Here is a 19,019-nt window from a genome sequence, read left to right as displayed (position 1 = left end):
CTCTGTACCCTCAATAGTCAGGCGAACCGGGGATCATGTTCTGGCGGTGCTGATAACCTGGCGGTCAGCACCCGACGGGACGTTATGAAAGGCGATCCTTTGCTTTGTAATAGAGTCCTGCGAGCGGTAAAAACCATGGCTTGCCGTGATAGCCGGGCAACGCGGGCCATGTGTCGCGCTGCCAGGGATTTTCAGTGCGCTTTTCAGCCAGCAGACTGGCCATGACGCGTCCCATCCACACCGACATCTGGGTACCGTGACCGCTGTAGCCCAGCGAATAGAAGAGGCCATCCTGTTCACCCGCGTGCGGCAGACGGTCGGCGGTCATGTCGACCATACCGCCCCAGCAGTAATCCACCTGCGACTGGCCAAGCTGTGGCAGCATCTGCGTCATCGCCCGGCGCAGGATCTCGCCGCTACGCGAGTCGGACGTCGGGTTGCTGACGGCAAACCGGGCCCGCCCGCCAAACACCAAACGGCGATCGGCCGTAGTACGGAAGTAGTTGCCGATATTCAGTGAAGTAACGTAGGTGCGATCGTTTGGCAGTACCTGGCGCAGCAGCGCCGGGTCGAGCGCCTCCGTCACCACGATAAAGCTGCCGACCGGCACAATACGGCGCTGAAACCAGGGAAAAGGGCCGACGTTGGAGCAGCCGGTCGCCATCAGCACTTTGTCCGCCAGAATGGTGCCCTGCGCGGTCTCTACCCGATGCTGATAACCCTTCAGGCGTTCTAGCTTCGTCACGGCGTGGTGCGGAAAAATCTTCGCGCCGCTGCGGGCGGCGGCCTCAGCCAGCCCGACGCCGAACTTGCCCATGTGCATCTGACCGCCACGTTTCTGCAGCAGGCCGCCGTGGAAGTCATCGCTGGCGATCTCGTCACGCACTGCGGTTTTGTCGAGCAGTTCGATCTCCGGGTCAACGGTGCGCCGCATCAGCTCATACGCTTCCTGCAGCCCGGCCACATGCGACGCTTTGCTGGCGAGCTTGAGTTTGCCGCACAGCCGGAAGTCGCAGTCGATCGCTTCATCCTGGATCAGTTGCTGGACATAGCTCACCGCCTCATCAAACGCCCGGTAGAAGCGGCTGGCCTGCTCCAGACCCTGGCTCGCCACCAGCGAGGCGAAGTTCTGCGCCACACCGGTGTTGCAGTGGCCGCCGTTGCGCGCCGAGGCCTGACTCATCACGTCGCCACTCTCCAGCAGCACCACGCTGATGCCGCTGCGCGCCAGGTTCAGGGCCGCCGAGATGCCGGTGAAGCCACCGCCAATCACCACCACGTCCGCCTGTGCGGGCAGCGGTTCGCGTGCGGCACCGGTAAAGGCCGGAGCGGTGGCCTGCCAGAACGATTCCAGTTTCATGGGGTGTTCCTCAGAGTCCGACGACGCCAGGCAGGCCGCCGATATCGTTGATTTCGGTGTACTGGTAATACGGATTCGCCGGTTCATGACCGCGATTGACCCAGACTTTGTTTTTGATGCCGAGATCGTGGGCAGTCATCAGGTCATAGCGGAAGCTGGAGGAGACGTGCAGGATCTCCTCAGGGCCGCAGCCGAGCTTGTCCAGCATGTACTCGAAGCCCTTCATCTGTGGTTTGTAGGCTCCCGTCTCTTCTGCCGTGATAGCCATATAGATTGGTGCGCCCAGACGCGGTTCGTGATGCGGGATCAGGTCTTTCATCGAGTTGGTCAGCAGCACCAGCGGAAACTCCTTAGCCACCTTTGCCAGCCCGGCGGGCACGTCGGGATGCGGACCCCAGCTGGCGCAGTCGGTGTAGATAAAGTCGCTGTCGGCTTTGTCCCAGCGGACGCCCCACTTTTTGCAGGTGCGCTGCAGGGCATTACTCACCACGTCGTAGTAGGGTTTCCACGCGCCGAGCACCTCATCCAGCCGGTAGCTGGAAAAGTCGGTGGTAAAAGCGTGCATTGCGTCCGGGTCGACGCGGTCGCTGAAACAGCGCTGCGCGGCACCCGCCATATCGAAGCGAATCAGCGTGCCGTAACAGTCAAACGTGATGAATTTCGGTTTAAACAGTGCCATGTAACACCCTCGTCATTGTCAGTTGCGCTTAGAAATCGATGAGTACACTCTTCTGGCGCTGGCAGGCCTGAAACGCCTGGCGGCCTAAATCTTTACCAATGCCGGAGCCGAGAAAGCCACCAGTCGGAATGATGAAGTCGCCGGAACGCCCATAGCGGTTGATCCAGACGGTGCCCGCGTCGATGGCGCGCATTGCCCGCAGCGCGCGCGGCAGACTCAGGGTGTGAACACCGGCGCAGAGGCCATAGGTGTCATGGGCGGCCATCGCCAGTCCCTGCTCTTCATCATCAAACGTCTGCACCGTCAGCACCGGACCAAAAATCTCCTGCTGGACTGCCGGGTTATCCTGCGCCACGTGACTCAGCAGCGTGGGCTGCCAGAACCAGCCGTCGTCGGTGTCGGCAAAACGCTCACCGCCCACCAGTACTTCTGCGCCCTGCGCTTTTGCCGCTTCAATAACCGAGCAGACTTTGTTGCCCTGTCGTTCGTCGATCAGCGGTGCGTAGCGGCTGCCTTCCTGCCAGGTGACGCCCGGTTTAACCTCCCGGCAGAGCTGAGCCAGCCGCTCAACCAGCGGATCGGCAATGTTGCGCTGCACAATAAGACGGGTGCCCGCCACGCAGGCCTGACCGCCGTTGGCGGTGAAGCCGCGCAGAATCCGCTGGGCCAGCACCTCAAGGTCACCCGCGTCATCAAACACCAGTTGCGGACTTTTGCCGCCCAGCTCCAGCGTCACCGGCTTCATGCCGTTTTGCGCGGCATCGCTCATGATGCGCGCGCCGGTCAGGGTCGAGCCGGTAAACGAGACTTTGCGCACCAGCGGATGTTTTACCAGCGCGCTGCCGGTCACCGCGCCACTGCCTTGTACAATGTTCAGCACGCCCGCCGGTAAGCCCGCCTGAATGGCCAGTTCGGCCATGCGCACGGTAGAAAACGGGGTCAGTTCAGAGGGTTTAAGCACCACCGCATTGCCCGCCGCCAGCGCCGGTCCGCATTTCCACGACGCCATCGACAGCGGGAAATTCCACGGGGTAATCGCGGCGATAACGCCATAAGGTTCGGCAATCAGCATGCCCAGGCTGCTGTCGCGGGTGGGAAAGAGATCCCCGCTGTATTTGTCAGCGCATTCGGCATAGAAGCGAATCGCTTCGGCGGTAAAAGGAATTTCGTGCAGCACCACGTCATTGATCGGCCGGGTGGAGCCCAGCGCTTCCAGCTGTGCCAGCAGCGCGTCCTGCTCAATCAGATCGGCCCAGCGGCGCAGTATCCGTCCGCGTTCGCGCGGCGGACAACCGGACCAGCCGCTGCTTTTCAGCGCCTGATGCGCCACAGTCACGGCACGATCGACATCCTGCGGCGTGGCGTCCTGCAGCGTGGCATAGACCCTGCCATCGGAGGGACGTTTAACCTCAAAGGATGCGCCCTGGCTCTGGCAGTGCTGGCCGCCAATATAATGGCCAGTCGGGAGAGAAACTTTTTCCGGGTCGAAACTTAACATGGAAGAATTCCTTATTTGTTACACCCATCAGTTGCTGGTTTATTAGCGTTTAAAACTGCCGGTTTCTGCGCTGTTAATAAGCTAATGCAGAAAGTATGCCAGCCGGGCAAAAAATAAAAATGCGTTTAAAACAGTGCAAAAAAATTTTCTGCCGTATTGGCGGGGGATTTTTTGCGGAATTGCCGAACAATTAAACAGATGATTTACTTCACAAAATTTATGCGCCCTGCTGGTGCAACCTGCACGGAAATTGCACCAAAGCGGATATTTCGGGTCAGGCGGCTCATTCCGGTTCACATGATCCGCCGATTTAACGACCCGCTTCACATCCCTGATAAATTCTTTAATTTTTCAGAACAATTATTTGACGCCGGTAAGTTTTTACGGAGCCTCAGGCAAAAAAGAGCCAGCCGGATTATCCGGCTGGCTCTTTTCATTTTTAGTTACAGACTGCCAATGTGAAATGTTTTCTGTTCCAGATATTCATCAATTCCGTAGCGGGAACCCTCCCGGCCAATACCGGAGAGTTTCACGCCGCCAAACGGCGCGACCTCCAGGGAAATGGCGCCGGTATTAAAGCCGACCATGCCAAACTCCAGCGCCTCCGCTACCCGCCATGCGCGCCGGATGTTCTCGGTAAAGAAATAGGCACCCAGGCCGTAGGGCGTGTCATTTGCCATCGCGATCGCCTCCTCTTCATCATCGAAGATAAACAGCGGCGCGACCGGACCAAACGTCTCTTCATGGGCGATGCGCATGGTGGCGGTGACCTCACCGAGCACCGTGGGCTGCACAAAGGTCCCGTTGCCCTGGCTGATGCCGCCGGTCAGCAGCGTTGCTCCCTGGCTGAGCGCATCATCGATATGACCGTTCACTTTCTCCACCGCGCGGCTGTTGATCAAAGGGCCAATAGTGCTGTCGGGCGCAAAACCATCGCCCACTTTCAGGGTGGCGACCGCCTCCAGCAACCGGGCGGTGAAACGCGGATAGATACTTCGCTGCACCAGGATGCGGTTAGCGCAGACGCAGGTTTGTCCTGCGTTGCGGAACTTGCTGAGCATGACCCCCGCGACGGCAATCTCAATATCGGCATCATCAAACACGATCAGCGGCGCGTTGCCACCCAGCTCCAGACTCAGGCGCTTGATGCTGTCGGCGCTCTGTTGCATCAGCAACTGTCCGATGCGGGTTGAACCGGTAAAGGAGATTTTACGTACCGTGCGGCTTTCAGTCAGCGTCGCGCCAATCTCCGTGGGCAGGCCGGTCAGCACCTGCAGCACGCCGGACGGGAAGCCGGCGCGCTCTGCCAGCACCGCCAGTGCCAGCGCCGACAGCGGCGTCAACTCAGAAGGTTTAACAATAATCGGGCATCCGGCGGCCAGCGCGGGCGCCACTTTGCGGGTGATCATCGCAATCGGGAAGTTCCACGGCGTGATTGCGGCGGCAACGCCTACCGGCTGTTTCAGCACCAGGATGCGCCGGTCCTCGCTGGGCGCGGGAATGGTGTCGCCATAGATTCGGCGTGCCTCTTCCGCGAACCATTTCACGAAGCTGGCTCCATAGAGCACTTCGCCTCTGGCTTCCGCCAGCGGTTTGCCCTGCTCGGCGGTCATGATAATCGCCAGGTCGTCAGCGTGTTCAATAATCAGTTGATGCCACTTTTCCAGCAGCGCGGCACGGCTGGCATTGGTGGTTTTGCCCCAGCTGATGCGCACTGTTTCCGCATAAGCTATCGCCTGCCCGGTTTCTGCCCGACCCAGTGCCGGAATCGTCGCCAGGGTTTCGCCCGTGGCGGGATCGGTAACCGGCAGCGTGGCGCCCTGATGCGCATCCTGCCAGCGTCCATTAAACAGCGCCTGCTGGCGCAGCAGATCGCTATCGTTAAGTTGTAGTCGCGACATATCATCCCCTTGTGGTCAGCTGATTCCACTTTATCGCGCCGGGTCAGCGCAGGATGTTGTTGTGCGGGGTGAGAAAGGTCGATAGAGGAGATTTTCGCGGTGATTTGAAATTTTATGCCGCGCGGAAACAGGCGCGCATCCGGGTGGATGCGCCGTGTGCTTAAATCTGGAAGTCGATAACCGGTTCGTCGTCATTGCTGTAGGAGAGCGCCTGACGCTTGATCTCTTCCAGCGACAGGTTGGCGTTGCAGAGTTCCAGGAACTGCCAGACGTAGTTGCGTTGCAGCTGGCCGCGCTTGAGGCCGAGCCATACGGTGCTGGCATCGAACAGATGGGTGGCATCGAGGCGTACCAGCTCTTCACTCTCTTCAGTTTCACACGCCTGATCGGCCAGTATCCCCACGCCTAAACCGAGTTTGACGTAGGTTTTCACCACATCGGAGTCCTGAGCACTGAGCACGATATCTGGTTTTAAACCGGCCGTCTGAAACGCACGGTCAACCCGCGAACGTCCGGTGATACCCTGCCGGTAGGTGATCAGCGGATAGCGGCTGAGCGTGCTCAGTGAAACCGGCTGGTTCTGCACCAGTTCATGCCCTTTCGGCACCAGTAAGGCGTGATGCCAGCTGAACCAGGGGAACGCCGCCAGGCTGCTGTTGTTGACCAGTAATTCACTGGCGATGCCAATGTCCGCCTCACCCGCCAGCAGCATGGTGACAATTTCCTGCGGCGAACCCTGATTGAGTTCAAGCCGGACGTTAGGATAGAGCTGACGAAACGCTTTGATGACTTTCGGCAGGCTGTAACGCGCCTGAGTATGGGTAGTGGCTATGGTCAGGATGCCGCTGGTTTCATTGGTAAAGACATCGGCCAGACGTCGCACTTTGCCCGCTTCATCCAGGATACGCTCAGCGATGGTCAGCAGCGCTTTGCCCGGCTCGGTCATCCCCAGCAGGCGCTTGCCGCGACGGATAAAGATCTCAACCCCGAGTTCATCTTCCAGGTCACGAATGTGCCGACTTACTCCCGACTGGGAGGTAAACAGCGTATTAGCGACTTCCGTTAAGTTAAACTCACAGCGGGCCGCCTCGCGGATGATTTTAAGCTGCTGGAAATTCACGGTATTTACCTCCCTTTACATAATCTGATTATCTGATGGTAAGAACTATTATTGATAACCGGAAATACTAAAAAATTCGGATTTATGACTTTAGGGAATAACGGGGTGGGTTTTGGGGGTACAGAGAGGTTTGAGATGGGCGGCCGGACTTCAGAATTTGACTGAAACCCGGCCTGGGGGAGAGGCTATTTTACAGAAGGCGATAGATTACGCATTCTGGCGCTCTCTGCTTTCATCTCTTCATAGCTTGCTTCCAGGATCCACAGACAGGTCGCACCCTGGTCAGTTGCCAGTAGCGCCAGACGGGTTTGTTGATAAAAATCCTCTATAAAGGCTGTAGGTTGCTCAGCCGGAACGCTGCAGACAATGTCTGTACCTGTCATATGGGGCCAGGATCTGGCGTCAATAACCCGGAGCGTCTCCAGCACGCCCGGGGTATTCTTCGCTAACGCCGCGGCAAGGGCATCCTCCATCCGTGTTGCCTGCTGAACATCAGCCGTAGCTGCCAGTTGGGGCACTTTTGCAAGCCAGGCTTGCTCTCCTGACGCGATGCCCTTCAGCGAATTTTCCCAGTCGGATGTATTCGCTCCAGCCCAGACCGCGAAGGGCAGAAGGCCAATCAATATCAGATATTTCATCGGACCACCTCCAGCGTCCCGCCTTCACGCAGCACGCGTCGCCGGGTTGCAAGTGACATAATGATGCAGCCTTCTGAGGCGAAGCCCGCTGGCTTATTGACCCTTTCGCCATGAATGCGAAATGCCGAACGGCCAAAAGACTCTCCGGAAGTCTGCACCAGAATAATGGTCAGGGGTCCTTTTGATGTGGAGTGCCCTGCAATTCTGTACGTTCCCTGAGGAAGGGGCCCCATCCCTCTTACATGCTGGCGATCGGGATTATTTTTGTTAGTCAGACTACCTGAGTAGCCGGCCTCAATAAATTCACTGTTGTGGTATAAGTGACCCGTGCTTTGCTCATATGTCCATGTCATCGTTATATTCCTTTATGCTGTCACTCGATCATTCCAGCTGTCCGAGTGGACGATATTTCCGTCTGCATATCGCCAGGTAATTTTTTCGTAAATCAGCTCTACAGTTTCCAGATGATCCCGCGCCTCACCATAGCGGGATTTAACGTCATACATCATCGGGCCCACACAGATAACGGTTACGCCTTCCATCAAAGTATTGAAATATTCCACCTCCTGCCCCGCGTCATTTATCCGGTAAAATCTTATTTCCGCTGAGCAAAGCTTTTGACCTGAGGTCACAGCCCTGTAAAGGCAGGGACTTGACTTATCGATCTCTTTATCAAAACTGTAAGAAGCGTGTTCGCGGACAGCGGTTGTTTTACCCGTCACGTTGTCTGTGGAGAGCATGACGCCGTGATTCAGGCCGAGGACTTCAATAGCGCCTTCACGACCTGCCACGTCGACTGATCCGACAATAATGTTGTTACCGTCATCTTTAAGCCAGAGATAAGCTGGAATAGCCATCGTTTTAAACTCCATTTTAAAAAGAGAAAGCCAGCCTGTTTTCTGCTGACAGGCCCACTGCTTTCACAGCCTGATTAAACTATCTTCCGGCAAACATCAGATCAATTTTCATACAGCATGAAATCAACCTGATTGAAGTTTTATTGTTTGAGATATAGAGATCGCGGAATAACCCGGTATCAGGGAAATAAAAACGTGCCCAAAAGCTATTCAGAATAATTTAAAAGTCGTATCAGCAATTCTTCACGCCAACATGGATTTATCATTCGTGCTATGAAGTTCACATTGTGTCGAAATGGAAAGATAGAACCTCTTCCTGTACAGCCAGTAAACAGCTCTGTGCAGCAAATAAATACAGAAATTACAGACGAAGGTTTACCAGAGGCGTCCGGAGCGCTGAGGAACAACCGCAGGCAAGGATGAGCCGACAGGACGTCGGCGAAAGGGCGGTACGAGCCAGGGATGGCGAGTCCGGACGGTCCGTCGGCCGCAGGGCGTGACGAAGGCACCCCGCACAGCGGGGCGCGCAGGCAGCCGGACGCCGGGATTGTTAAGGGGCGGGTGTCCGCCCCTTGACGCGTCCGCCTGCACAGGCAACCTGAAACTCCTCATCGCCTGGCGGGCGAAACCCTCTCAGCGCTAACGCGCGGCTAAGTGACCTGAAACTCCCATACGCCTGGCGGGCGTAACCCGCTCAGTGCTAACGCGCGGCTAAGTGACCTGAAACTCCCATACGCCTGGCGGGCGTAACCCGCTCAGTGCAGCCCGCTGCAAAGCGAAACCGGCTGGTTGCCAGCCCGCTGCAAGCGCCCTCTTAACTCACTAACATCAACTCCCGCTCCTCACTCAGCGGCTTATTCAGCAGCGACAGCAGAATGTTCTTCACTGCCTGCGCTGAAGGTGACAGCGGCAACCGGGCGGAGACGTTCAGTGACAGCGGCAGACTCAATGACGGGCTGTTGATCCGTGACATCCAGGCATCGGTGGAACCCACCAGCGAACGGGCGGCGGACTCAGGTAATACGGTCACGCCCATGCCGCTGGAAATGGCTGCAGTCAGGGTTGAAATCGATTCGATCTCACCGATGATGCGTGCACTCAGACGACGCAGCGAAAAGGCCTCATCGACCCGCTTGCGTACTGCGCTGTAATCGCGCGGTAAAAACAGACTCATCTGCGCCACATCGGCCAGATCGACGCTGGCTCCCGGGTAATCGGTGGCGCCTACCAGAAACAGATCCTCTTTCATCAGCGGCATGCTGGTGATCCCGGCAGTGGGCGCGCGATCGTACAGCACCGCCATATCCAGCTGACCGTTCATCACTTTCTCATTCAGCACGCTGCCGCTATTTTCGTGCAGGTAAACCAGCACTTCCGGAAATTGATCGCGAACGGTCTGCAACAGCGGCATGGTCAGCGATGAAGCCGCGGTGCCTGGGGCAAGCCCAATCGATACCTGCCCACTCAGCACCTGACCGGCGTTAATTACCGCAGTCTGGGCCTGCTCACACTGGCGCAGAATGGTGCGCGCATGACCATAGAGAATCTTACCCGCCTCAGTTGGCGTAACACCGCGCTTGGTACGAATCAGCAACTGCTGATCCAGTTCATTTTCCAGCGTCGCGACCTGCTGACTGAGTGCAGGCTGGGCGATGTGCAACACTTCTGCTGCCTGCGTCAGACTGCCGATATCGACGATTTTCACAAAGTACTTCAGTCGTCTTAAATTCATCTTGCCTCCGTCACTCACCCCGAATAGCGAAATGGGTCTGATCCCATCGCCCTGATAACAGAGATTTTGCAAGATGCAGGCCAGGTTTAAAAAACTCAGGCCATCAAGCAGCCAGATTTTTCCTAACGGCCCGGAAAATAAGCGTTTCTGATTACCTCTTATGGGTTAATAAGGATCAGGAATGGCTGAGAAGAGAGAGTAAAGCCGTCAGGCGCACTGTGACAGTGCAGACGCTGCGAGTCAGACGTGCAGAAAAGTGATGACAGGCTGTACAGTTTGAGTGCAGTGGAAACGCATTGCACCTGATGAAGGCTTGCAGGGCCTGAACAGAGGAGTAAAAAACAGGGAGTAAATGTAACCGCTATCAGCGGGATTTCTTATCGCTGGCGAATGCCGGATGATAAAAAGCAGCCGTTGCCCTCTCCCGCATCCGGAAGAAGGCAACGCCTGCTGATTAACGTTTTTTGCGGTTACGGTGCATGTCGATAGAGACCGCAGCCACAATAATCATCCCTTTGATGATGTCCTGAATGTACGCATCGACACCAACGAAGGTGAATCCGCTTTTAATCAGGCCAAGGATCACTGCGCCAATCAATGTACCGGTGATACGGCCCACGCCACCCATCAGGCTGCTGCCACCGATAACGGCTGCAGCAATGGCATCCAGCTCGTACGACATCCCCATGCTCGACTGACCGCTGCTGACGCGCGCCGCCAGTACTACACCCGCCAGGCCAGAGAGCGCGCCTGCAATGGTGTAGACGATAATCAGATACTTATTAACGTTGATACCGGAGACTTTCGCCGAGGTCATGTTGCCGCCGATGGCGTAAACATATTTACCGTAGCGGGTATGCTTCAGGGCGATATGGAACAGCAGCGCCACCACCAGGAAAATCACTACCGGCATGGCACCCTGTCCGATTGAGGTGAAGCCATCGGAAAGGAAGCTGATCGGATTGCCCTGGGTGTAATACTGCGCCAGACCACGCGCCGACACCATCATGCCCAGCGTGGCAATGAAGGGCGGAATACCGGTGCGGGTAATCAGCACACCATTGACCACGCCCGCCAGCAAACCGACGCCGATACCGGCCGCGATAGGGATCACCGCAGGCATATTCACCAGCGACGGATACATTGGTGACAGGCTGTCAGAGGTCTGCGCCAGGCTCGCGGCCACCACTGCCGCCAGGGCGATAACGGATCCGGAGGAGAGATCGATACCGGTGGTGATGATGACCTGGGTCACGCCGACGGCGATAATCCCGATAATCGCCACCTGCAATACAATCAGGATCAGACGGTTGGTGTTGAGCAGGAAAGACTGGTCACGCACGTACCAGCCGAACATTTCAAAAATTAACGCAATCCCCACCATCACCACGAAAATGCCGGTATCTTTCGGCAATTTATGACGCAGGCTGGCAAAAAAAGAGGGTTGCTGCGGGGCTGCCGGGGTGGCAGTAGCTTTCATATTGCTCATAGTGGTCTCGCGCCTCACTCGGATGCCAACGACAGAATGGTTTCCTGATCGGCTTCTTCTTTATCGAGGATGCCGGTTATACGCCCGCCGTGCATGACCATTACCCGGTCGCTCATGCCAAGAATTTCCGGCAGTTCAGAGGAGACCATGATGATAGCCACGCCACGGTTGGCAAGTTCACTGATTAAGCGGTAAATCTCCGCTTTCGCCCCGACGTCAATGCCGCGCGTCGGTTCGTCCAGAATCAGAATCTTCGGTTGCGCCAGCAGCCAGCGGGCAATCAGGACTTTCTGCTGATTACCGCCGCTGAGGTTATTGATGATTTGATCCATGGTTGGCGTTTTAATGTTGAGACGACGGATTTGATCCATGCAGTCCTGCGCCATCTTCACATGGCTGACAAACCCGCTTTTACCGCTGTACTCCGGCATATTAACGATGCTCATGTTCTCCATTACCGATAGCACCAGAAACAGGCCGGACTTTTTACGGTCTTCGGTGAGGAACGCCATGCCCTTTTCAATCGCGGTTGAGGGTGAGTCGATCGTCACCGGCACGCCATCAATTAAGATCTCGCCGCTGTCGAAGCTCTCCATGCCGAACAGGCTCTCCATCACCTCGCTGCGACCCGCACCCACCAGTCCGGCGACGCCGAGGATCTCCCCCCGGCGCACACTGAAACTGACGTCGGTGAAACGATCTTTGCAGGTGAGATTGCGCACCGTCAGCACCTCTTCACCAATTGCGCTGTTGAATTTCGGGAACAGCTGGGTCAGTTCGCGTCCCACCATCTGGGTAATCAGCGACTGGCGGGTATATTTCGACGTCTGATCGCTGGCGATCCAGCTGCCGTCACGGAAGATACTGACTTCGTCGGTGATGGTGAAAATTTCATCCATCTTATGGCTGATGTAGATGATCGCTTTGCCCTGCTCCCGCAGGTCACGAATGATGGTAAACAGATGCGCCACTTCGGTTTCTGTCAGCGCGGAGGTGGGCTCATCCATGATCACGATGTCTGAATCCCATGAAACTGCTTTGGCAATCTCAACCATCTGCTGCGACGCGATGCTCAGCTCGCCCACCATCCGATCGGCTTTCAGGCGGATATTCAGGCGGTTGAGCAGTTCCTGCGTCATCTGATTAAGTCGGGCGTGATCGACAAAGCCAAATCTCATCGGCTCGCGACCCAGCCAGATATTCTCGGCGACGGTCATGTAAGGCACCAGGTTGAGTTCCTGGTGGATCATTGAAATGCCGGAACGCAACGCGTCCATGGTGTCCTGAAACTGCACCGGCTCCCCTTTAATTTTGATGGTGCCCTGATCGGGACGATACATCCCGATCAGGCACTTCATTAAAGTGGATTTGCCCGCGCCATTTTCGCCCATCAAGGCATGTACCGTTCCCGGACGCACCCGCAACGAGACGTTGTCGAGGGCTTTAACGCCGGGGAAGAACTTGCTGATGCCTTCGGCTTCAAGCGCAAAAGCGTTCATACATCACCTCCGTACAGCTGGGTCGGGAACGACTATTTCAGGTTACGCTTGGTAAACTGTTCCATGTTTTCTTTAGTAATCAACTGGTAGGGGATATTGATGACTTTCTGAACTTTCTCGCCATTCACTAGTTTGATTGCCGTCTGCACCGCACCTTCACCCTGGCCCTGCGCATCCTGGAATACCGTGGCGACCATCTTGCCCTGCTTCAGCATCTGCAGCGCATCGGGTGTGCCATCGACGCCAGCGATCAGGATTTTGTCCGGATTTTTACCCAGTGCCTGCAGCGCACCGATCGCCATTTCATCGTTGTTAGAAGCGATGGCATTGATCTCATCACCGGCGGTCATCCAGTTACTGACTACGTCTACCGCATCGTTACGGGTAAATTTGGCGGTCTGTTTCTGAACAATTTTGATGCCAGGGAATTTAGCCGCAACCTCTTCCACACCTTTGGTACGGTCACGGGTCGCTTCATTCGCCAGGTCACCCATCAGGATGGCAACGTTGCCTTTGCCGTTCATCGCTTTAGCCAGCGCTTCCATCTGTAAGCGTCCGGCCAGTTCCGAATCGGACCCGACATAGGCCATTTTGCCGGTCAGCTCAGCCTGTGGACGGCGGTTGACAAAGATCAGTGGGATACCCGCTTTGCTCGCCTGGTCCATAATCGGTTTCACTGCATTGGTATCGACCGGGTTGACGATCAGTGCATCAACACCCTGACCGATAAAGTTCTGAACCTGCTGCAGCTGCTGTGAAACGTCGCCTTTTGCATCCTCAACCTGCCCTTTAACGCCATCTTTCTGCATCTCTTTCTGCATTGAAGTTCGCAGAATGGTGAGGAAGTTGTCATCAAACAGCGCCATGGAGACGCCAACTGAGATATCTTTTGCCATAACCGCGGCAGGTAACATGCAGGCTAACAGTGAGGCGACAATCGTTTTTTTAATGTTCATAGGGACCCTTCTTATTTGTTAACTTGCTCAGCGGCTGTGACCGCGAATGAAAAATATCTTTTACATTCACCCAGCCTGTCTGGCGTCTGTTTCGGGAAATTTGAGGTAAGACTTCAGGTTCTGACTATTTTTGTGATCGACTACTCCTTTTCACAATCACTTGATCTGCAAACAGTTAACTTCAAAATAGCGTTTCACTTTCAGACGATAATGACGACCGTGATGATAAGCAGTTTATTTATTCCATATAATCACGTTTTGAAATTTTTATCATAAAAGCACTGAAACGGTTGTTTTAACATCGGCAAACAACAAAACTTTGACATGCCTCTAACATCTGCGGAGAAATGCCCGCAAAGTGAGATCCTGTTGGCAGTTTGAAAATCCAGCAGAATCGGGTAAAAATCGCCAATCCGCTGCTTTTACGAGCATCTGAACGCAATTCAGTAAACAGGGCTTTGACAAGCGGGATCTGCGCCGCTAATATTCGCCCCGTTCAAGCGATTCCTCTGTAGTTCAGTCGGTAGAACGGCGGACTGTTAATCCGTATGTCACTGGTTCGAGTCCAGTCAGAGGAGCCAGAATTAGAAAAGCCCGCTCAGGGAAACCTGAGCGGGCTTTTTGCTTTTATGTTTTCGGTCACTACGGCATGACATCCCCGTCTGAATGGCTTACACCTCAAACCCGTAGTGCGAGCCGTCCGGCAGTTCCACCACCAGCCGCAGCTTACCCCCTGCCGCATCGATATAGCGCTTGAGTGTGGAGAGCTTCAGGTCGCGGCCCGGCTTCTCCATGCCCGCCACGGTAGGCTGTGTAATGCCCAGCGCCTTTGCCATTTCGACCTGTGTTTTCTGCACTTTCTCGCGCAGCTCGGCAAGGTGAATGTTGAGCAGGATATCCGTCGCTATCGCCTGTGCGTCGGCAACGACTTCCGGTTTTTCATCCGCAATAAGCTGTTCAAGCGTTCTGCCCATCTGGTTACTCCTCATCTTTAAAACTATTCAGCCAGTGTGTAAATTCCCGATCGGCAACCGGAAGCATCTCCTGATAAAAACGCTTTTCATTGCCCACCTTATTTCCGGCACAAAGCACAATCGCCGTTCGGTTTGGGTCAAAAGCAAAGAAAGCCCTTATCGGATCGCCGCGACTCTGAATACGCAGCTCTTTCATGTTGATATAAACAGAGCCTTTTAGCGTATCCGCGTATGGCCTGGACAACCCCGGCCCCTTTTCGCGCAACACCATTAATGCTGCCAGTACGCAGGCGCGATCGCTCTCATTAAGCAAGGTAAACCAGCGATCAAACCTCTCCGTCGTTTTAATCATCCACACGGGATCTCCTTATTAATATAGGTCAAATACTATATAGGTGTAAAGCGATAATCGAGTGCGATACAGGGGGATTTCAGATGCCTGTGCTTTTAGTGCAAAGTGAGAGAAGCGTTCAGTCGGGTCAGTGATGAATCCACACAACCTTCATCGTTTTGCGAGCTGTACCGGATTGGTTATGGAGTGAGATGCTGTGGGGCATTGTTATTAATAAGAAAGCCCGCTCAGGCTTCCCTGAGCGGGCTTTAACTTTGTTCGCATCGCTTCCCTGCCAATGCAGAGTGACGCTTTTAGCGCGTGATTATGGCAGCGCGATACGGGCAATCTCGTCAGTGCCTTTGGTGGAGGAATCTTTGTTGAATTCCGCCTTAAGCGTGACATAGAGCGTATTGTTGTCCGGGCCAATCAGCAGGCTGTTTGGGTTCTTGTCAAACGACCAGCTGTTTTTCACCGCGTAGGTGGTGGCATCCAGTTGCAGCACTTTCTTCGATTCGCGCTGGCTGATGTAAAGCTCATTGCGTTTAGCGTTGAACTTGATGCCCATCGCATCGCCTTCGATACGCTTGATCACTTTGCCGGTGCGCTCATCAAAGATCAGCGTGGCTTTGCCTTTGGAGTCGTCAGTAACAAACAGGCGACCGGTAGCAGGATCTTCCGCCATGTTCAGGAACAGATACTCTTTGCCATCGCCTGCGGTCCAGCGCTTCTCGATTTTATGGCTGCGTGGATTGATCACCAGAATTTCACCCGAGCCGTTAGCCGCATAAATGCGCTCAGTCAGCGGGGAATAGATGATACCGGTGACCCATTTCCCGGCGTTTTTAATCTCGGTTTTCAGCTTAAAGGTTCGGGTATCTACGACGGAGATATAGCCCGGTTCGGCTACGCGACCGACATAAAGCTCGTTGCCGTGCCACAGGACTTCACGCGCACCCGCCGGATAGCCTTCTTTACTGATCTTGCCCGGGAACACCAGACGCTGCAGCACTTTGCCACTCTGGGCGTCCACTTTGGAGATCGCGCCATCCAGTGAGTTGGTGGTGTAGAACACCTGACCGTTTTCATCGATAGCGGTACCGAAGTTTTTCATGTCGGTATGCGTTTCGCCTTTGGTCGTCAGCGTGGCCGGATCGAGACGATAGATCATGCCGCCGTTCACATCCTTAAACGCCTGCGCGCTGGCGACAAACAACGCTTTTGACGCAGGGGAGTAAGCCATTTCGTACAGACCATCACCCAGAGCGCGTTGTGTCACTGCGGTATTAACCGGTTTTGGGGCTTCAGCGGCATGCGCATCGGCTTTTTTAGCTGGTGCCTGACACGCTGTCAGGCTAAAGGCAGCGGCAACTGCCATGGCAACAGCGGCTTTGCGCGGGCTTAACGATTTCATGCTGAACTCCGTCAGGGAATAAAGAATGAGAATCATACGCATTAACAGCCAGTAATCAAATAACGATGCTGCTATCCATGCCTGTCCGGTCATTTAACCCGCATTAAACAGCTTAACTGTCCCGTGAAATTCCACCTGAATGCCCTTTTTCTGCTTTCAAATCTGATAAACACCAGCAACTAAAAGGCTTTAAATTTTCCTATCACATTGAATTATAAATAATAAACATAAAGTTACACTTTCGATTGAATCCTTTGAAGAATATATAAAGCAAATGATTATCATTGGCGTTCTCATAACTGGCTGAGCGTCTTTCTCCAGAAGATGAGTGGATAAAAAATAACAACCAAAGACACAACGGTTTAACTCAATACCAATTTTTAATGGAAAATTTTATGGCTCGTAGTGGCAGGGAATCAGGTTTCAGAAACAGCTTTAGCGTCTCATTACTGACACTGACGATACACACCCTCTTCCACCCCGCCCTGGCGGCGGCGGAGACATCGCAGGATATGGTGGTCAGCGCCACGACTGACGAAACCAGTGACAGCGGTAAGCAGAATTACGCGGTGCAGACCACCCGTGCGGGCACCAAATTAATGCTGACACCGCGAGATGTGCCTCAGTCACTCAGCGTGGTGACGCAGCAGCGAATGCAGGATCAGGATCTGCAATCGGTTAATGATGTGCTGACCAACGCCACCGGTATCTCCACCAATCTTATCGACAGTGAACGCTCCGAGTACTATTCACGCGGCTTCAAAGTCAGCAACTTCACTTTCGATGGCATTCCGACCTCGGTTAACGATAACTGGAATTACGGCGATGCGGCGTCCGACACGGCAATCTATGACCGTATTGAAATCGTGCGCGGTGCGACCGGCCTGATGACCGGAGCGGGCAGCCCTTCGGCCTCGATCAATATGGTACGTAAACATGCTGACAGCAAAGCCGCGACCGGCACGCTGAGTGCCAGCTATGGCAGCTGGAACAAGCAGCGCTACGTGGCGGATCTCTCTGCCCCGCTTAATAGCGATGGCAGCCTGCGCGGCCGTGTGGTGACCGGTTATACCGATCAGGAGAGCTGGCTGGATCGCTATCAAAAAACCAAAAAATTCATCTACGGCGTGATTGATGCGGACCTTACCGATAAGACGACGCTGTCACTGGGCTACGACTATGAAGATGACAACACCGGCAATCCAACCTGGGGTGGCCTGCCGATGTTTTACAGTAATAACGCCACGACACATTACGACCGCAGCCTGAATTCATCAGCTAACTGGGCGCGTTACAACACTAACTCGCGCAAAGTCTTTGCGGATATCGACCATAACTTCGATAACGGCTGGAATATTCATATCAACGGCACGCATGCTGAGAATACCTTCAGTGATAAGCTGCTCTATGTGATGGGCAATCCCGATCAGGAGAGCGGTGAAGGCACTACCGGTTACGGCAGTATGGATCGCGGCAAGCGTAAAATGGATTCAATCGATGGCTTTGCCAGCGGCCCGTTTGAACTGCTGGGTCGTCAGCACCTGTTGATGGCCGGAGCAAGCTACAGCCGCCAGCATAATGCCGCTTACAGTCAGGATGGATTCAGCGATGCGGAGGCGGGTGAAATCACTGCCGCCGATATGGGGATTTTCAATAATAGCTGGAGCGGTAACGTTGCGGAGCCGGAGTGGCAGGGCTGGTATCTCAACGCTGATGACACTGTTCGTCAGAAATCGGTCTATAGCGCTGCACGTCTGTCGCTGGCCGATCCGCTGTCGCTGATTATTGGCGCTCGCTATACCCAGTGGAGCACCCATGGCAGCAGCGGAGAGATGACTAAAAATAACACCACGCCTTATGCAGGGCTGGTGTATGACATTAATGACACCTGGTCCGCCTATGGCAGCTACACCGCCATTTTCCTGCCGCAGACTTATCGCGATACTCACGGCAGTTACCTCTCACCGGTGACAGGTAAAAGTTACGAGACCGGTCTGAAATCGGCCTGGAACGATGGCCTGCTGACCGCCAGCGTAGCAATTTTCCGCATCGAGCAGGATAACGTTGGACAGGCAATTGATGGTGTTTATCTGAGCGGCAATGAGCAGGCCTATGACGCCGCCAAAGGTGCAGTGAGTAAAGGTGCCGAGTTCGAGCTGAATGGCGCGCTGACCGATAATCTGCAGCTGACCTTTGGCGCAACCCGCTATGTGGCACGCGATAAAAGTGGCCGGTTCAACAGCTATCAGCCGCAAACCTCATTCAAACTTTTCACCCGTTATCAGTTAGCCGCGATCCCCGAGCTCACCGTTGGTGGCGGAATTAACTGGCAGAACCGGGTGTTTAAAGATGTGACCAATGCCAGCGGCGACAGCGTACGGGTATATCAGGGCAGCTACCCGCTGGCCTCGTTGTTTGCCCGCTATCAGGTGAATAAGCAGGTTGCCGTACAGGCCAACGTCGATAATCTCTTCGACCGTGAATATTACAGCTATATGAACAGCTACGTTTACGGTGAGCCACGTAACCTGAATGTCAGCGTTTCTTATCAGTTCTGATAATGGTGGTGCT

At 54.7% G+C, this 19,019-nt stretch carries 16 protein-coding genes and 1 tRNA gene; 2 read left to right on the top strand and 15 right to left on the bottom strand.

Features of this window, described 5'->3' with window-relative positions:
• Positions 1 to 82: 82 nt before the first annotated feature.
• The 12 genes from LC417_RS00810 to LC417_RS00755 form a co-directional block, all read right to left on the bottom strand.
• Positions 83 to 1,360 carry an FAD-binding oxidoreductase gene (locus LC417_RS00810; RefSeq protein WP_022624965.1) on the bottom strand — a complete coding sequence of 426 codons (1,278 nt, stop codon included), beginning with the start codon at positions 1,358 to 1,360 and terminating at the stop codon, positions 83 to 85.
• Positions 1,361 to 1,370: 10 nt separating this feature from the next.
• Entirely contained in the window at positions 1,371 to 2,039 is a 669-nt protein-coding gene (locus LC417_RS00805; RefSeq protein WP_010247881.1) for a haloacid dehalogenase type II, read from the bottom strand.
• 28 nt (positions 2,040 to 2,067) lie between these two features.
• Positions 2,068 to 3,537 (bottom strand): aldehyde dehydrogenase, encoded by a 1,470-nt coding sequence (locus LC417_RS00800; protein WP_223565344.1) that lies wholly within the window; start codon positions 3,535 to 3,537, stop codon positions 2,068 to 2,070.
• Positions 3,538 to 3,980: 443 nt separating this feature from the next.
• On the bottom strand, positions 3,981 to 5,438 hold the full coding sequence (locus LC417_RS00795; protein ID WP_033758293.1) for an NAD-dependent succinate-semialdehyde dehydrogenase: 1,458 nt from the start codon (positions 5,436 to 5,438) through the stop codon (positions 3,981 to 3,983).
• Between the two features lie 160 nt (positions 5,439 to 5,598).
• Positions 5,599 to 6,558: an HTH-type transcriptional regulator Cbl gene (cbl, locus tag LC417_RS00790; RefSeq protein ID WP_010247887.1), complete on the bottom strand. Its 960-nt coding sequence runs from the start codon at positions 6,556 to 6,558 to the stop codon at positions 5,599 to 5,601.
• A gap of 185 nt (positions 6,559 to 6,743) precedes the next feature.
• Complete coding sequence (locus tag LC417_RS00785) at positions 6,744 to 7,196, bottom strand: hypothetical protein (RefSeq protein WP_192034068.1); 453 nt, start codon at positions 7,194 to 7,196, stop codon at positions 6,744 to 6,746.
• Positions 7,193 to 7,549, bottom strand: a complete 357-nt coding sequence (locus LC417_RS00780) for a tlde1 domain-containing protein (protein ID WP_010247892.1) — start codon at positions 7,547 to 7,549, stop codon at positions 7,193 to 7,195. Before LC417_RS00780 ends, LC417_RS00785 begins: the two co-directional genes overlap by 4 nt.
• A 12-nt stretch (positions 7,550 to 7,561) precedes the next feature.
• Positions 7,562 to 8,053 (bottom strand): type VI secretion system tube protein TssD, encoded by a 492-nt coding sequence (tssD, locus tag LC417_RS00775; RefSeq protein WP_010670916.1) that lies wholly within the window; start codon positions 8,051 to 8,053, stop codon positions 7,562 to 7,564.
• Between the two features lie 814 nt (positions 8,054 to 8,867).
• Positions 8,868 to 9,785 carry a nitrogen assimilation transcriptional regulator NAC gene (gene nac, locus LC417_RS00770; RefSeq protein ID WP_010247899.1) on the bottom strand — a complete coding sequence of 306 codons (918 nt, stop codon included), beginning with the start codon at positions 9,783 to 9,785 and terminating at the stop codon, positions 8,868 to 8,870.
• 454 nt (positions 9,786 to 10,239) lie between these two features.
• Entirely contained in the window at positions 10,240 to 11,265 is a 1,026-nt protein-coding gene (locus tag LC417_RS00765) for an ABC transporter permease (RefSeq protein ID WP_170933484.1), read from the bottom strand.
• Positions 11,266 to 11,288: 23 nt separating this feature from the next.
• The gene (locus LC417_RS00760) at positions 11,289 to 12,773 is read right to left on the bottom strand and encodes a sugar ABC transporter ATP-binding protein (protein ID WP_010247905.1); all 1,485 of its coding nucleotides are present in this window, start codon (positions 12,771 to 12,773) and stop codon (positions 11,289 to 11,291) included.
• A 32-nt stretch (positions 12,774 to 12,805) separates the two neighbouring features.
• Positions 12,806 to 13,729 carry a sugar ABC transporter substrate-binding protein gene (locus tag LC417_RS00755; protein ID WP_010247907.1) on the bottom strand — a complete coding sequence of 308 codons (924 nt, stop codon included), beginning with the start codon at positions 13,727 to 13,729 and terminating at the stop codon, positions 12,806 to 12,808.
• Between the two features lie 505 nt (positions 13,730 to 14,234).
• Here LC417_RS00755 and LC417_RS00750 point away from each other — a divergent pair.
• A tRNA-Asn gene (locus LC417_RS00750) sits at positions 14,235 to 14,310 on the top strand.
• 90 nt (positions 14,311 to 14,400) lie between these two features.
• Here the strand turns inward: LC417_RS00750 and LC417_RS00745 are convergent.
• The 3 genes from LC417_RS00745 to LC417_RS00735 all read right to left on the bottom strand — a co-directional run bounded on the left by LC417_RS00745 (position 14,401) and on the right by LC417_RS00735 (position 16,448).
• Positions 14,401 to 14,703: a helix-turn-helix domain-containing protein gene (locus tag LC417_RS00745; protein WP_223565343.1), complete on the bottom strand. Its 303-nt coding sequence runs from the start codon at positions 14,701 to 14,703 to the stop codon at positions 14,401 to 14,403.
• A gap of 4 nt (positions 14,704 to 14,707) precedes the next feature.
• Positions 14,708 to 15,061 carry a type II toxin-antitoxin system RelE/ParE family toxin gene (locus LC417_RS00740; RefSeq protein ID WP_010670918.1) on the bottom strand — a complete coding sequence of 118 codons (354 nt, stop codon included), beginning with the start codon at positions 15,059 to 15,061 and terminating at the stop codon, positions 14,708 to 14,710.
• Between the two features lie 298 nt (positions 15,062 to 15,359).
• Positions 15,360 to 16,448 (bottom strand): YncE family protein, encoded by a 1,089-nt coding sequence (locus tag LC417_RS00735; protein ID WP_223565342.1) that lies wholly within the window; start codon positions 16,446 to 16,448, stop codon positions 15,360 to 15,362.
• A 395-nt stretch (positions 16,449 to 16,843) separates the two neighbouring features.
• On the opposite strand from LC417_RS00735, the gene fhuE reads away from it, so the two are divergent.
• Positions 16,844 to 19,006 (top strand): ferric-rhodotorulic acid/ferric-coprogen receptor FhuE, encoded by a 2,163-nt coding sequence (fhuE, locus tag LC417_RS00730; RefSeq protein ID WP_223565341.1) that lies wholly within the window; start codon positions 16,844 to 16,846, stop codon positions 19,004 to 19,006.
• The last annotated feature ends 13 nt before the right edge of the window (positions 19,007 to 19,019 follow it).

This window comes from Pantoea sp. OVA07A (assembly GCF_019969975.1).
Lineage (GTDB): Bacteria > Pseudomonadota > Gammaproteobacteria > Enterobacterales > Enterobacteriaceae > Pantoea > Pantoea agglomerans.
This window is presented reverse-complemented; position numbering and strand designations above follow the sequence as displayed.

Excerpts from the sequence above, each read along its gene's own strand:
- tssD (WP_010670916.1), bottom strand. The coding sequence starts at position 8,053 with ATGGCTATTCCAGCTTATCTCTGGCTTAAAGATGACGGTAACAACATT.
- nac (WP_010247899.1), bottom strand. The coding sequence starts at position 9,785 with ATGAATTTAAGACGACTGAAGTACTTTGTGAAAATCGTCGATATCGGC.
- LC417_RS00760 (WP_010247905.1), bottom strand. The coding sequence starts at position 12,773 with ATGAACGCTTTTGCGCTTGAAGCCGAAGGCATCAGCAAGTTCTTCCCC.
- LC417_RS00810 (WP_022624965.1), bottom strand. The coding sequence starts at position 1,360 with ATGAAACTGGAATCGTTCTGGCAGGCCACCGCTCCGGCCTTTACCGGT.
- LC417_RS00765 (WP_170933484.1), bottom strand. The coding sequence starts at position 11,265 with ATGAAAGCTACTGCCACCCCGGCAGCCCCGCAGCAACCCTCTTTTTTT.
- LC417_RS00795 (WP_033758293.1), bottom strand. The coding sequence starts at position 5,438 with ATGTCGCGACTACAACTTAACGATAGCGATCTGCTGCGCCAGCAGGCG.
- LC417_RS00755 (WP_010247907.1), bottom strand. The coding sequence starts at position 13,729 with ATGAACATTAAAAAAACGATTGTCGCCTCACTGTTAGCCTGCATGTTA.
- LC417_RS00735 (WP_223565342.1), bottom strand. The coding sequence starts at position 16,448 with ATGAAATCGTTAAGCCCGCGCAAAGCCGCTGTTGCCATGGCAGTTGCC.
- LC417_RS00785 (WP_192034068.1), bottom strand. The coding sequence starts at position 7,196 with ATGAAATATCTGATATTGATTGGCCTTCTGCCCTTCGCGGTCTGGGCT.
- LC417_RS00800 (WP_223565344.1), bottom strand. The coding sequence starts at position 3,537 with ATGTTAAGTTTCGACCCGGAAAAAGTTTCTCTCCCGACTGGCCATTAT.
- LC417_RS00805 (WP_010247881.1), bottom strand. The coding sequence starts at position 2,039 with ATGGCACTGTTTAAACCGAAATTCATCACGTTTGACTGTTACGGCACG.
- LC417_RS00745 (WP_223565343.1), bottom strand. The coding sequence starts at position 14,703 with ATGGGCAGAACGCTTGAACAGCTTATTGCGGATGAAAAACCGGAAGTC.
- LC417_RS00780 (WP_010247892.1), bottom strand. The coding sequence starts at position 7,549 with ATGACATGGACATATGAGCAAAGCACGGGTCACTTATACCACAACAGT.
- fhuE (WP_223565341.1), top strand. The coding sequence starts at position 16,844 with ATGGCTCGTAGTGGCAGGGAATCAGGTTTCAGAAACAGCTTTAGCGTC.